At 65.2% G+C, this 14,610-nt stretch carries 8 protein-coding genes and 3 rRNA genes; 2 read left to right on the plus strand and 9 right to left on the minus strand.

Annotated features, from left to right (window positions below; genetic code table 11):
- Positions 1–4 precede the first annotated feature (4 nt).
- From EDC02_RS18240 to EDC02_RS18250, 3 genes are all read right to left on the minus strand, one after another.
- The gene (locus EDC02_RS18240) at positions 5–388 is read right to left on the minus strand and encodes a DUF4233 domain-containing protein (protein ID WP_233605997.1); all 384 of its coding nucleotides are present in this window, start codon (positions 386–388) and stop codon (positions 5–7) included.
- Positions 385–1,656: a folylpolyglutamate synthase/dihydrofolate synthase family protein gene (locus tag EDC02_RS18245; protein WP_123604910.1), complete on the minus strand. Its 1,272-nt coding sequence runs from the start codon at positions 1,654–1,656 to the stop codon at positions 385–387. The genes EDC02_RS18240 and EDC02_RS18245 overlap by 4 nt, the downstream gene beginning before the upstream one ends.
- 98 nt (positions 1,657–1,754) lie before the next feature.
- The gene (locus EDC02_RS18250) at positions 1,755–4,376 is read right to left on the minus strand and encodes a valine--tRNA ligase (RefSeq protein ID WP_123603009.1); all 2,622 of its coding nucleotides are present in this window, start codon (positions 4,374–4,376) and stop codon (positions 1,755–1,757) included.
- A 188-nt stretch (positions 4,377–4,564) separates the two neighbouring features.
- On the opposite strand from EDC02_RS18250, the gene EDC02_RS18255 reads away from it, so the two are divergent.
- Entirely contained in the window at positions 4,565–5,260 is a 696-nt protein-coding gene (locus EDC02_RS18255; protein WP_123603010.1) for a hypothetical protein, read from the plus strand.
- A 116-nt stretch (positions 5,261–5,376) separates the two neighbouring features.
- On the opposite strand, the gene rrf is transcribed toward EDC02_RS18255, so the two are convergent.
- The 3 genes from rrf to EDC02_RS18270 form a co-directional block, all read right to left on the minus strand.
- A 5S ribosomal RNA gene (gene rrf, locus EDC02_RS18260) occupies positions 5,377–5,493 on the minus strand.
- 71 nt (positions 5,494–5,564) lie between these two features.
- Positions 5,565–8,669, minus strand: a 23S ribosomal RNA gene (locus EDC02_RS18265).
- 357 nt (positions 8,670–9,026) lie between these two features.
- Positions 9,027–10,543 (minus strand): 16S ribosomal RNA (locus EDC02_RS18270).
- The 16S, 23S and 5S rRNA genes sit together here, the layout of an rRNA operon.
- A gap of 807 nt (positions 10,544–11,350) precedes the next feature.
- On the opposite strand from EDC02_RS18270, the gene EDC02_RS18275 reads away from it, so the two are divergent.
- Positions 11,351–11,566: a hypothetical protein gene (locus EDC02_RS18275; protein ID WP_123603011.1), complete on the plus strand. Its 216-nt coding sequence runs from the start codon at positions 11,351–11,353 to the stop codon at positions 11,564–11,566.
- Between the two features lie 53 nt (positions 11,567–11,619).
- On the opposite strand, the gene EDC02_RS18280 is transcribed toward EDC02_RS18275, so the two are convergent.
- The 3 genes from EDC02_RS18280 to EDC02_RS18290 all read right to left on the minus strand — a co-directional run bounded on the left by EDC02_RS18280 (position 11,620) and on the right by EDC02_RS18290 (position 14,608).
- Positions 11,620–12,417 carry a carbon-nitrogen hydrolase family protein gene (locus EDC02_RS18280; protein WP_123603012.1) on the minus strand — a complete coding sequence of 266 codons (798 nt, stop codon included), beginning with the start codon at positions 12,415–12,417 and terminating at the stop codon, positions 11,620–11,622.
- Between the two features lie 27 nt (positions 12,418–12,444).
- Positions 12,445–13,734 carry an ATP-dependent Clp protease ATP-binding subunit ClpX gene (gene clpX, locus EDC02_RS18285; RefSeq protein ID WP_123603013.1) on the minus strand — a complete coding sequence of 430 codons (1,290 nt, stop codon included), beginning with the start codon at positions 13,732–13,734 and terminating at the stop codon, positions 12,445–12,447.
- 211 nt (positions 13,735–13,945) lie between these two features.
- The gene (locus EDC02_RS18290) at positions 13,946–14,608 is read right to left on the minus strand and encodes an ATP-dependent Clp protease proteolytic subunit (RefSeq protein ID WP_123603014.1); all 663 of its coding nucleotides are present in this window, start codon (positions 14,606–14,608) and stop codon (positions 13,946–13,948) included.
- Between the last annotated feature and the right edge of the window lie 2 nt (positions 14,609–14,610).

A 14,610-nucleotide genomic window follows, 5' to 3' on the forward strand; every position in this document is an offset into this window, starting at 1 on the left:
CTTATCAGCTGAGAATGACCCGCCGGACGTGCCACACGTACGCCCAGACGACGCCGAACAGCACCCCCACCACCAGCAGTGACCAGTGCAGCAGGCCGGCGAGCAGGACCAGCCCCTGCAGCACTGTGCCGGCGTACCAGGCCCAGCGGCGGCGCAGCAGGCCGGCGAGCGTCACCGCGCCGACGGCGAGCACGGCGCTGACCACCATCGCAGCCGGGCCGGAGCCGTCGGCCACCATCCGGATCGGCTGGATCGCCAGCACCAGCACCAACGCTTCCAGGCCGAGGGTCGCCGCGCCGAGCCCGCGCGCGGCGGCCGGCGGGTTGCGCAACCCGGACCGGCGCGGCGGCGGTCCGGCCGGCTCGCCACTCACCGGCTCGCCGCTCACCGGGTCAGCAGCCGGCGTGCGTCGGCCACCGTCACCACCGACCCGGTGATCAGGACCCCCACCCCGCTGAGCTCCCCGTCGAGGTCGGCCTCGGCCAGCTCCACCGCCGCTTCGATCGCGTCCGGCATCTGCTCGGTCACCCGTACCCGGTCCACGCCGAACGCCTCGACCGCGAGGCCCGCCAACTGACCGACCGGCATCGCCCGCAGCGACGTGTTGCCGGTCACCACCAGGGCGTCCGCTACCGGCTCCAGCAGATCCAGCAGCGCCTCGGCGTCCTTGTCGGCCAGCACGGCGAGTACCACCACGAGCCGCCGGAACGCGAACTCCTCCTGCACCGCGGCGACCGTGGCCGCCATCCCGTGCGGGTTGTGGGCGCCGTCGAGCAGGATCGTCGGCGCGCTGCGTACCCGCTCCAGCCGGCCCGGTGACGACACCCCGGCGAAGCCCTGCCGGACCGGCTCGGCGTCCAACGTCCGACCCTGGCCGGCACCGAGGAACGCCTCCACCGCCGCCAGCGCCAACGCCGCGTTCTGCGCCTGATGCGCCCCGTGCAGCGGCAGGAACACCTCGTCGTAGCGGCCGCCGAGCCCCTGCAACGTGAGCATCTGCCCGCCGACCGCGACCGCGCGGTGGACCACGCCGAACTCGCCGCCCTCCCGGGCGATGGTGGCCCCCACCTCGGCGCACCGGTCCAGGATCGGCCCGGCCGCCTCCTCCGGCTGCACCGCGGTGACCACCGTCGACCCGGCGTGCACGATGCCGGCCTTGGCCCAGGCGATGTCGGTGAGGGTGTCGCCCAGCCACTCGGTGTGATCCAGACCGATCGGCGTGATCACGCAGACACCGGCGGACAGCACGTTGGTGGCGTCCTCGGCACCGCCCAGCCCGACCTCCACCACCGCCACGTCGACCGGGGCGTCGGCGAACGTCGCGAACGCCAGCGCGGTCGTCATGTCGAAGTACGTCAACGGCTCCGCCGCCTGCTTGTCGACCAACTCGGCCAACGGCGCGACCTCCCGGTACACGGCGGCGAACCGCTCCTCGCTGACCGGCTCACCGTCCAGGCTGATCCGCTCCCGCACCGTCTCCAGATGCGGGCTGGTGTAGCGGCCGGTGTGCAGCCCGAAGGCCCGCAGCAGCGAGTCGATCATCCGGGCGGTCGAGGTCTTGCCGTTGGTCCCGGTCAGATGGATCGACGGGTACGCCCGCTGCGGACTACCCAGCAGGTCCAGCAGCTGGCCGATCCGGTCCAGGTCGAACACCATCCGGGTGAAGCCCCGGTCGGCGAGTTCCTGCTCGACCCGCGCGAACTCGCCACCCGGCCGCTGCCTGGCACCGCTGGCGGCCCCGGGTCGACGTGCCGTCACGACTGCTCACCGTCGGCGGCCGGCAGCGCGGCGAGCGCTCCGGCGATGCGGGCCAGCTCCGCCTCGGCCACCGCCAACCGGGTACGGATCTTGTCCACCACCGGGGCCGGTGCCTTGTCGACGAACGCGCTGTTGCCCAGCTTGGCCCGGCACTGCTCGGCTTCCCGCTCGGCCGCCGCCCGGTCCTTGGTCAACCGGGCGCGTTCAGCCGCCACGTCGATCGAACCGCGGGTGTCGAACTCGACACCGACCTGTGCGGTCACGGCGAGCTTCGCGGTGGCCGAGAAATCGGCAGCCGGCTCGTCCAGCCGGGTCAGTGACCGGATCAGCGGCTCGTGCCCACCGACACCCGCGTCGGCCAGACCGGTCAGCCGGGCGCTGACCCGCTGGGTCGGCCGCAGCCCCTGGTCCGACCGGAACCGGCGGACCTCGGTGACCACCCGCTGCACCACGGCCAGCTCCGCCTCCGCCGCCGGGTCCTGCCACGACGGGTCGGCGACCGGCCAGGAAGCCACCATCAGGCTGCCGGCCGCCGGCTGACCCGCCCCGGCCAGCGCCGACCACAACTCGTCGGTGACGAACGGAGTGACCGGGTGGAGCAGCCGCAGCAGCTGGTCGAGCACGTGGCCGAGCACCCGGCGGGTCCGGTCGGCGGCCTCCCCGCCGGCGCCCAGTACCGGCTTGCTCAGCTCCAGGTACCAGTCGCAGACGTCGTCCCAGGCGAAGTGGTAGAGCGTGTCACACGCCTTGGCCAGCTCGAACGCCTCGAACTGCTGGTCGACCTGTGCCGTCACCTCCTGCAGTCGGGACATGATCCACCGGTCGGTCATGCCCAGGTCCGCCGGGTCGGGCAGGTCGCCGGTCAGGTGCGCGCCGTTGAGCAGCGCGAACCGGGTGGCGTTCCACAGTTTGTTGCAGAAGTTGCGGGAACCCTGGCACCACTCTTCGCTGACCGGCACGTCGGCGCCCGGGTTGGCGCCCCGGACCAGGGTGAACCGGGTGGCGTCGGCGCCGAACCGGTCGATCCAGTCGAGTGGGTCGACGACGTTGCCGTACGACTTGGACATCTTCTTGCCGAACTGGTCCCGGACCATGCCGTGCAGGGCCACCACGTCGAACGGCTGCTGGCCGTCCATCGCGTACAGCCCGAACAACATCATCCGGGCCACCCAGAAGAACAGGATGTCGTAGCCGGTTACCAGCACGCTGGTCGGGTAGAAGGTCCGCAGGTCGTCGGTCTGGTCCGGCCAGCCGAGCGTGGAGAACGGCCACAGCGCGCTGGAGAACCAGGTGTCGAGGACGTCCTCGTCCTGCCGCCAGCCGGCACCGGCCGGCGGCTGCTCGTCGGGTCCGACGCAGACGACCTCGCCGGCCGGGCCGTACCAGACCGGGATCCGGTGCCCCCACCACAGCTGCCGGGAGATGCACCAGTCGTGCATGTTGTCGACCCAGGCGAAGTAGCGTGCGGCCAGCTCCGGCGGCTCCACCCTGGTCCGGCCGTCACGCACCGCGTCCCCGGCGGCCTTCGCCAGCGGGCCGGTCCGGACGAACCACTGCAACGACAGCCGCGGCTCGACCGTGGTCCGGCACCGCGAACAGTGACCGACGGCGTGCACGTACGGCCGCTTTTCGGCCACCACCCGCCCTTCGGCGCGCAACGCCGCGACGATCGCCGGCCGCGCCTCGAACCGGTCGAGTCCTTCGAACGGTCCGGCCGCCGTGACCACCGCCCGCTCGTCGAGGATGGTCAGGCTCGGCAGCCCGTGCCGTTGGCCGATCTCGAAGTCGTTGGGGTCGTGCGCCGGGGTCACCTTCACCGCGCCCGTGCCGAACGTCGGATCGACGTGCGCGTCCGCGACGATCGGGATCCGCCGACCGGTCAGCGGCAGCTCGACCTCGGTGCCGACGAGATGCCGGTAGCGGTCGTCGTCCGGGTGCACCGCCACCGCGGTGTCGCCCAGCATCGTCTCGACCCGGGTGGTGGCCACCACGATCGACGCGTCGCCCTCGCCGTACCGGATGGAGACCAGCTCGCCGTCGTCGTCGCTGTGTTCCACCTCGATGTCGGACAGGGCGGTACGGCACCGCGGGCACCAGTTGATGATGCGCTCGGCGCGGTAGATCAGCTCGTCGTCGTAGAGACGCTTGAAGATGGTCTGCACCGCCCGGGACAGACCCTCGTCCATCGTGAAACGTTCCCGATCCCAGTCGACCGAGTCACCGAGACGGCGCATCTGCCCGAGAATGGTGCCGCCCGACTCCGCTTTCCACTGCCAGACCCGGTCGATGAACTGTTCCCGGCCGAGGTCGTGCCGGGACAGGCCTTCGGCGGCGAGCTGTCGCTCCACGACGTTCTGGGTGGCGATCCCGGCGTGGTCCATGCCGGGCAGCCAGAGCGCTTCGAAGCCCTGCATCCGCTTGCGTCGGATCAGCGTGTCCTGGATCGAGTGGTCGAGGGCGTGCCCGACGTGCAGCGACCCCGTGACGTTCGGCGGCGGCACCACGATCGTGAACGATGGCTTCCCGCTGCCCGCGTCGGCGCGGAAGTAACCCTCGGCTACCCACCGCTCGTACCGCCGCTGTTCGACCTCACCTGGAGCGTACTGGGCCGGCAACATGGGGGCTGCGTCGTGATGGGGCTGCGAAGTTTCGGTCACCCATCGAGTTTACGGAGCCAGCGCACCCGGATTCACGCAGGCCCGACTGGGGCTGACCGGCTGCGGCTGGCCAGCCGCCTCGGGCCGGTTGACGGCGCTGACAGGCGGCACCCACCGCTCGGCGGGCTCGGTGACGTACGGTGTCGGGCATGGTCGACGACATATTCGGCGGACGGCGGTCGGCTCACCAGGAAGCGGCCGACCGTCAGGAACCGGTCGACGTCACCCCGGACGCCCGGCCGGCGCCGGGCGACGGAGACGGCCGCAGCCGAGGTGTCCGGGCCTGGCGCGGCCGGCGCGTCGCCGTCATCGGCTCGCTCGCCGCGATCGGTGTGCTGGGCGCCGGCCTGGTCGGTTCGACCGGCTTGCGCATCGTCGCGCAGAAGGACGCCAGCCTGAGCGCTCCGGACGAGGCGGCCGGGCTGGTCCGCGACGACGGGGAACAGGCCAGGAGTACGGCCGACTACCTGCACAGCGCCTTCGCCGCCGGGATCGACCTGGACCACAGCACGGCTGCGGTCTACCGGGATCCGTCGGCGGCGGACCGCAGCGTTCTGGTCTTCGGTGGCACCGCTCTGCTCTGGTCACCCGAGCATGACCTGGACGCGCTGCTGACGATCGTCGGTGACGAGGAAGGTTCGGTGACCGGCGTCCACCAGGTGCCGGCCGGGACGTACGGCGGGGTGATGAAGTGTGGTAGCACGCCCACCGACGACCAGGAGATGCCGGTCTGCGGGTGGGCGGACCACGGAAGCATCGCGGTGGCGCTGTTCCCGGGGCGTACCGTCGACGAGTCGGCCGCGCTGCTCGCCGACCTGCGCATGGACCTCCAGCAGCGGGACTGACGTCCGCGCGCGGTCTTCGTCTTCTGCGTCTTCGTCTCCGGCACGGGGCGGTCTGCTGAGGATTTTCCCGGAAAACACTTGTGGGCCACCCGTAAGGGTGGCCCACAAGTAAAGATGTCCGGCGGTGACCTACTCTCCCACACCCTCACGAGTGCAGTACCATCGGCGCTGGAGAGCTTAGCTACCGGGTTCGGAATGTAACCGGGCGTTTCCCCTCCGCCATAACCGCCGTAACCCTAACAACAAACCAAACACACACAAGTGTTCGTTTGCCCAGAATCACACAGTGGACGCGTACATCTTCGAAGTCAAGTCCTCGGCCTATTAGTACCGGTCAACTGAACCAGTTACCTGGCTTACATCTCCGGCCTATCAACCCAGTCATCTACTGGGAGCCTTACCCCATCAAATGGGTGGGACACCTCATCTTGAAGCGAGCTTCCCGCTTAGATGCTTTCAGCGGTTATCCCTTCCGAACGTAGCCAACCAGCCGTGCCCCTGGCGGGACAACTGGCACACCAGAGGTTCGTCCGTCCCGGTCCTCTCGTACTAGGGACAGCCCTTCTCAAGTATCCTACGCGCGCGGCGGATAGGGACCGAACTGTCTCACGACGTTCTAAACCCAGCTCGCGTACCGCTTTAATGGGCGAACAGCCCAACCCTTGGGACCTGCTACAGCCCCAGGATGCGACGAGCCGACATCGAGGTGCCAAACCATCCCGTCGATATGGACTCTTGGGGAAGATCAGCCTGTTATCCCCGGGGTACCTTTTATCCGTTGAGCGACACCGCTTCCACACGCAAGTGCCGGATCACTAGTCCCGACTTTCGTCCCTGCTCGACCTGTCAGTCTCACAGTCAAGCTCCCTTGTGCACTTACACTCAACACCTGATTGCCAACCAGGATGAGGGAACCTTTGGGCGCCTCCGTTACCCTTTAGGAGGCAACCGCCCCAGTTAAACTACCCACCAGACACTGTCCCTGAACCGGATCACGGTCCGAAGTTAGAAACCCAAATCAACCAGAGTGGTATTTCAACATTGACTCCACCGATACTGGCGTACCAGCTTCACAGTCTCCCACCTATCCTACACAAGCTAATTCGAGTACCAATGTCAAGCTATAGTAAAGGTCCCGGGGTCTTTCCGTCCTGCCGCGCGTAACGAGCATCTTTACTCGTAATGCAATTTCGCCGGGCCTGTGGTTGAGACAGTAGGAAAGTCGTTACGCCATTCGTGCAGGTCGGAACTTACCCGACAAGGAATTTCGCTACCTTAGGATGGTTATAGTTACCACCGCCGTTTACTGGCGCTTAAGTTCTCAGCTTCGCCCCGAAGAGCTAACCGGTCCCCTTAACGTTCCAGCACCGGGCAGGCGTCAGTCCATATACATCGAATTACTTCTTCGCATGGACCTGTGTTTTTAGTAAACAGTCGCTTTCCCCTGGTCTCTGCGGCCATACAACGCTCCACCCGCAAGGGGCTTCACGTCTCCGGCCCCCCTTCTCCCTAAGTTACGGGGGCAATTTGCCGAGTTCCTTAACCACAGTTCGCCCGATCGCCTCGGTATTCTCTACCTGACCACCTGTGTCGGTTTAGGGTACGGGCCGCTAGAAGCTCGCTAGAGGCTTTTCTCGGCAGCATAGGATCACTGACTTCACCTGAATCGGCTCGGCATCACGTCTCAGCCTCACGCACCACGGATTTACCTATGATGCAGCCTACACGCTTACCCCGGCACAACCACCGGCCGGGATCAGCTACCTTCCTGCGTCACCCCATCGCTTGACTACTACCCGCCAGGTTCCCGCGCTCCCTCAGATCAGTCCGAAAACCTCACCAAGTTCGGGCAGTTAGCACAACAAGGTTCATCATGGGCGCTCCTTCGCGGGTACGGGAATATCAACCCGTTGTCCATCGACTACGCCTCTCGGCCTCGCCTTAGGTCCCGACTCACCCAGGGCGGATTAGCCTGGCCCTGGAACCCTTGGTCATCCGGCGGAAGGGTTTCTCACCCTTCTTTCGCTACTCATGCCTGCATTCTCACTCGTGCCGCGTCCACAGCTGGGTCACCCCGCTGCTTCACCCCCGGCACGACGCTCCCCTACCCATCCACACACCTGCACCAACCCCCAAAGGAGTCAGCGAAGTACACGCGTGAATGCCACAGCTTCGGCGGTGTGCTTGAGCCCCGCTACATTGTCGGCGCGGAACCACTTGACCAGTGAGCTATTACGCACTCTTTAAAGGGTGGCTGCTTCTAAGCCAACCTCCTGGTTGTCTAAGCGACCCCACATCCTTTTCCACTTAGCACACGCTTAGGGGCCTTAGCTGGTGATCTGGGCTGTTTCCCTCTCGACTACGAAGCTTATCCCCCGCAGTCTCACTGCCACGCTCTCACTTACCGGCATTCGGAGTTTAGCTGATTTCGGTAAGCTTGTAGGCCCCCTAGACCATCCAGTGCTCTACCTCCGGCAAGAAACACGCAACGCTGCACCTAAATGCATTTCGGGGAGAACCAGCTATCACGGAGTTTGATTGGCCTTTCACCCCTAACCACAGGTCATCCCCCAACTTTTCAACGTTGGTGGGTTCGGCCCTCCACGCGGTCTTACCCGCGCTTCAGCCTGCCCATGGCTAGATCACTCCGCTTCGGGTCTAGAACATGCGACTCAACGCCCTCTTCAGACTCGCTTTCGCTACGGCTACCCCACACGGGTTAACCTCGCCACATGCCACTAACTCGCAGGCTCATTCTTCAAAAGGCACGCCGTCACCCCTAAAGGCTCCGACGGATTGTAGGCGAACGGTTTCAGGTACTATTTCACTCCCCTCCCGGGGTACTTTTCACCATTCCCTCACGGTACTCGTCCGCTATCGGTCACTAGGAAGTATTTAGGCTTACCAGGTGGTCCTGGCAGATTCACGGCAGATTTCAGGGGTCCGCCGCTACTCGGGAACATCCACAGAAGACCAGAAGTTTTCACCTACCGGACTATCACCGTCTACGGCTGGCTTTTCCACACCATTCAGCTAACAACTGGCTTTATCACTTCTCGACCGAATGTCAGTCCGATCAGCAGAGTCCCACAACCCCGACCACGCAACCCCTGACAGGTATCACACGCAGCCGGTTTAGCCTCATCCGCTTTCGCTCGCCACTACTCACGGAATCACTATTGTTTTCTCTTCCTGCGGGTACTGAGATGTTTCACTTCCCCGCGTTCCCTCCACACACCCTATGAGTTCAGGTGCAGGTGACACCACATGACTGATGCCAGGTTTCCCCATTCGGACACCCTGGGATCACAGCTCGGTTGACAGCTCCCCCAGGCCTATCGCGGCCTCCCACGTCCTTCATCGGCTCCTAGTGCCAAGGCATCCACCGTTCGCCCTTGACAACTTGACCACAAAGATGCTCGCGTCCACTGTGTAATTCTCAACAAACGACCAACCCGCAACCCCAAGCCCCACACCAGCACCACCACACACGATGGCCGGTATGCAAGACCAGGCCGCGCCTGGCAACCAGAGACAACAACCCACCACGTGGCCTGTTCCCTCAGGACCCAACAGGATGCCCACCATTCACACCAGCCGCACCAACACCACCCTCCACACCCCCACCCGAAAGCAGAAGCAGTACTAGCAGCATCAGCCGTTGCCGACACGAACTCACCAGTGTCTCCGCCAAATGAGCACCCCCACCCCACACTCGGAGGCGGCAGGCTCCCTACCCGACCTTCGCCGGGAGAGCGCTCCTTAGAAAGGAGGTGATCCAGCCGCACCTTCCGGTACGGCTACCTTGTTACGACTTCGTCCCAATCGCCAGCCCCACCTTCGACAGCTCCCTCCCACAAGGGGTTGGGCCACCGGCTTCGGGTGTTGCCGACTTTCGTGACGTGACGGGCGGTGTGTACAAGGCCCGGGAACGTATTCACCGCAGCGTTGCTGATCTGCGATTACTAGCGACTCCGACTTCACGGGGTCGAGTTGCAGACCCCGATCCGAACTGAGACCGGCTTTTTGGGATTCGCTCCACCTCACGGTATCGCAGCCCATTGTACCGGCCATTGTAGCATGCGTGAAGCCCTGGACATAAGGGGCATGATGACTTGACGTCATCCCCACCTTCCTCCGAGTTGACCCCGGCAGTCTTCGATGAGTCCCCGCCATAACGCGCTGGCAACATCGAACAAGGGTTGCGCTCGTTGCGGGACTTAACCCAACATCTCACGACACGAGCTGACGACAGCCATGCACCACCTGTGACCGCCCCCGAAGGACCCCACATCTCTGCAGGTTTTGCGGCCATGTCAAACCCAGGTAAGGTTCTTCGCGTTGCATCGAATTAATCCGCATGCTCCGCCGCTTGTGCGGGCCCCCGTCAATTCCTTTGAGTTTTAGCCTTGCGGCCGTACTCCCCAGGCGGGGCGCTTAATGCGTTAGCTGCGGCACAGAGAACCGGAGAGGCTCCCCACACCTAGCGCCCAACGTTTACAGCGTGGACTACCAGGGTATCTAATCCTGTTCGCTCCCCACGCTTTCGCTCCTCAGCGTCAGTATCGGCCCAGAGACCCGCCTTCGCCACCGGTGTTCCTCCTGATATCTGCGCATTTCACCGCTACACCAGGAATTCCAGTCTCCCCTACCGAACTCTAGCCTGCCCGTATCGACTGCAAGCCCACAGTTGAGCTGTGGGTTTTCACAGTCGACGCGACAAGCCGCCTACGAGCTCTTTACGCCCAATAAATCCGGACAACGCTCGCGCCCTACGTCTTACCGCGGCTGCTGGCACGTAGTTGGCCGGCGCTTCTTCTGCAGGTACCGTCACTTGCGCTTCGTCCCTGCTGAAAGAGGTTTACAACCCGAAGGCCGTCATCCCTCACGCGGCGTCGCTGCATCAGGCTTCCGCCCATTGTGCAATATTCCCCACTGCTGCCTCCCGTAGGAGTCTGGGCCGTGTCTCAGTCCCAGTGTGGCCGGTCGCCCTCTCAGGCCGGCTACCCGTCGTCGCCTTGGTAGGCCATCACCCCACCAACAAGCTGATAGGCCGCGAGCCCATCCCAAGCCGAAAAACTTTCCACACACCACCATGCGGCAGCATGTAATATCCGGTATTAGCCCCGGTTTCCCGGGGTTATCCCAAAGCCTGGGGCAGGTTGCTCACGTGTTACTCACCCGTTCGCCGCTCGAGTACCCCGAAGGGCCTTTCCGCTCGACTTGCATGTGTTAAGCACGCCGCCAGCGTTCGTCCTGAGCCAGGATCAAACTCTCCAACAAAAACTTTGTGAAGAAATCAAACCCGGCATTATAAAATGCCAAGGAATCACCAACCAGAAAACCACCACAAACGCGGCAGTCAACCAGCCGGGAACCAAACAAACTTTGGCACTGGCTTATCAAGCACCCTGTTGAGTTCTCAAAGAACAAACACACACCAGCAGAACCACCCACACCAAGCAGGCAACCCCACCAGGGCCATCCGTCCCACCCGACTTCCGCCGGGCAACTTCTCTACCTTACCCGGTCGGCTTCGCGTTGTCAAGAGCCAGTTTCAACTCTCTCGCACCGCCCGGATTCCCCCGCGCTTGATCCAGCCGCTCTGCGGCTGTCTTTGGTCGGGGTGTCCAGCAGACCGGCCCTCCTCGTTACCCGAGGCTCGGCCCGGCTCCCTGCCGGCTTCCTACCTTACCCGGTCGGTTTCGCAATCTCAAGTCCGGCTTGCCGGTGAGTCGCACCGCCCGCCCAGTCTGGTTCGGCGGTCACCCGCCCCATCCTGGCTGTCTGCGTTTCCGGCCGTTTTGTCCGTGTCCCGCTGACAGAGAGAAAGTTACGCGGCGCCGCGACGGAACGCAAGTTGATCTTGAAGATTCCTGGCGAGTTCCACATATGCGCAGGTCAACGCGGGTGCAACCGGACGAACTCGGGTCCTGACTCGGCGAGCTGCCCGGCGGTTGACCTACGCGGCGTGAGGTCCACGGGTGCCGGAGGGCGCCGCAGTGCGGTGCGCCCCCTTCGACGACGCCGGCGGCTTCGACCTGGCCGCCGGTCCCCCGCACCGCAGCCGACCGTGCCAGAGTGGCTCTCATGACTGTCGAAGGACCACAAGCCATCGACGCCATCTCCGCCCTGCTGCTGCCGTTCTGGCAGATCGTGATCGGCGGTGTGGTGGTGGTGGCCGTGATCGTCTCGATCCACCGGCTCATCCTTCGCGGGCCATCCCGGATGACGAAGGCGCTGCTGATCCTCGGTGGCGCGATCATCAGCCTCGCGGTGATCGGCGTACTGACCTCTGGCGGTTGAGTCTGCGGCCGACGTAGGCCGCAGTCCCGACGGCACTTGCCGCCAGCCCGGCGTCAGAGCCGGCGGTTCGCCAGGCTCGGCAGCTCGCGCCGGATGGTCTCCAGCCGCCCTGGGTCGAGATCGGCGAACACCACACCGGGGACGTCCGGCGCCTGGGCGACGACGACGCCCCAAGGGTCGACCACCATGCTGCGACCTAAACAGGTGCGGCCCGGCTCATGCTTGCCGATCTGGCCGGCGGCCAACACATAGCACTGGTTCTCGATCGCCCGGGCGCGGAGCAGAACCTCCCAGTGGTCCCGGCCGGTGTGCAGCATGAACGCCGCCGGCACAACCAGGACCTGGGCACCCAGCTCGGTCGCCAGCCGCCGGTACAGCTCAGGAAATCTCAGGTCGTAGCAGATCGACAGGCCGATCCGGATGCCGTCGCACTCCACCACCACCGGATCGGCACCGGGTGCCACGCTGCTCGACTCGTGGTACGAGACCCGGCCGGGAATCTCGACGTCGTACAGGTGGATCTTCCGGTAGGTGGCGGCCAGTTCGCCGCCACGGTCGAAGACCAGGCAGGTGTTGAACGTACGGTCCGGGTCGGGCCCGCGTTCGTGGTAGGAGCCGACCACCACCCACATCCCGAGGTCACGCGCGGCGTCGGCGAAGAACCGTCCGACCGTGCCGTCGACGGGCTCGGGGTCGGGCAGCCCTGCCGCAGTACCGAGGTAGTCGACGTACTCGGGAAGCACCGCGAGGTCGGCACCGCCGGCGGCGGCCGACGAGAGCAGTCCGTACGCGGTCGCCAAGTTGGCGGGCTGGTCGGAGCGACTGTTCAGCTGGCAGACAGCGACACGCACGGGCGGTGCTCCCTGGTTGTGTTGCGGCTAGGCCGACTTCTCCTCGCGGTCGCGTCGACGCCGGCCGGTGAACTCCCGTGGCACGATCGTCGGGTTGACGTTCTCCAGCACGGCCTCACGGGTGATCAGCACCCGGGCTGCGTCCGGGTTGCTCGGCACCTCGTACATCACGGAGAGCAGCACCTCCTCCATGATCGCCCGCAGACCACGGGCGCCGGTGCCGCGGAGCATCGCCTGATCCGCGATGGCCTCCAACGCGCCGGGATCGAACTCCAGCTCCACGTTGTCCAACTCGAACAGACGTTGGTACTGGCGAACCAGGGCGTTGCGGGGCTGGGTCAGGATCCGGACCAGGGCCTCGCGGTCCAGACTGCGGACGTTGGTGATCACCGGGAGCCGGCCGATGAACTCCGGGATCAGCCCGAACTTGAGCATGTCTTCCGGCATCACCTGGGTGAGGATGTCGTCGGTGGACCGTTCGGACACTGCCCTGAGCCGGGCCCCGAAGCCGGTGCCGCCCTGCCCGGTACGTGACTCGATGATCTGGTCCAGGCCAGCGAACGCACCGCCGCAGATGAACAGCACGTTGGTGGTGTCGATCTGGATGAACTCCTGGTGCGGGTGTTTGCGCCCGCCCTGGGGCGGCACGTTGGCCACCGTGCCCTCGAGGATCTTCAGCAGGGCCTGCTGGACGCCCTCGCCGGAGACGTCCCGGGTGATCGACGGGTTCTCCGACTTACGGGCGATCTTGTCGACCTCGTCGATGTAGATGATCCCGGTCTCGGCCCGCTTGATGTCGTAGTCGGCTGCCTGGATCAGCTTGAGCAGGATGTTCTCGACATCCTCGCCGACGTAGCCGGCCTCGGTCAGGGCGGTCGCGTCCGCGATGGCGAACGGCACGTTGAGCATCCGGGCGAGGGTCTGCGCGAGGTGGGTCTTGCCGCAGCCGGTGGGCCCGATCAGCAGAATGTTCGACTTGGCGACCTCGACGGCGTCGTTGGCCCCGGGCGCGCCGGCGGCGTCCGCCTGGATCCGCTTGTAGTGGTTGTAGACGGCGACCGCGAGCGCCTTCTTGGCGTGGTCCTGGCCGACCACGTACGAGTCCAGGAACTGGCAGATCTCCATCGGCTTGGGAAGTTCTTCCCACTTCACCTCGCCGGACTCGGCCAGCTCCTCCTCGATGATCTCGTTGCAGAGATCGATGCACTCGTCGCAGATGTAGACCCCTGGGCCTGCTATGAGCTTCTTGACCTGCTTCTGCGACTTGCCGCAGAAGGAGCACTTGAGTAGGTCGCCGCCGTCGCCGATCCGTGCCACCTACGTTCTCCCTGCGCTCTCGGCCGGTCTCGCCGGCCCTGGCCTAAGGACGGTCTGCCTCGTCACTGTCGAGCACCTGCCGCCGGTCAACTCCGTCAGACGGTGCATCTCGACGTTACCCGCTGGCGGGGCAAACTCCGACCCCCAAAATCGGGTGTGTCAGAGGTCGGCCAGTCTACTCACTGCCTGGCCGACCTCTGACCGTGCGTCGTCAGCTGGCCGAGCTGGCGGCCAGCACACCCTTCTTCCGGCTGGTCAGGATGGTGTCGACCAGGCCGTAGTCGCGGGACTCCTCCGCCGTCATGATCTTGTCGCGGTCGATGTCCTTACGGACCTTCTCGACCGCCTGGTTGCAGTGCCGGGACAGCATCTCCTCCAGCTGGGTCCGCATCCGGAGGATCTCGCGGGCCTGGATCTCGATGTCCGAGCCCTGCCCGTAGCCGCCCTCGGTGGCCGGCTGGTGGATGATGATCCGCGAGTTCGGCAACGCCATCCGCTTGCCGGGGGTGCCGGCGGCGAGCAGCACCGCGGCCGCGCTGGCCGCCTGCCCCAGGCAGACCGTCATGATGTCCGGCCGGACGTACTGCATCGTGTCGTAGATCGCCGTCATGGCGGTGAACGAGCCACCCGGCGAGTTGATGTACATGATGATGTCCCGGTCCGGGTCGGTGCCCTCCAGGGTGAGCAGCTGGGCCATCACGTCGTTGGCCGACGCGTCGTCCACCTGCACCCCGAGGAAGATGATCCGGTCCTCGAAGAGCTTGTTGTACGGGTTCGACTCCTTGATCCCGTACGAGGTGCGCTCCACGAACGACGGCAGGACGTACCGGTTGTGCACCGGAGCGAACCCGGGCGGCATGGTCAGGTCAGTCATCG

The sequence above is a fragment of the Micromonospora sp. Llam0 genome (assembly GCF_003751085.1).
GTDB lineage: Bacteria > Actinomycetota > Actinomycetes > Mycobacteriales > Micromonosporaceae > Micromonospora_E.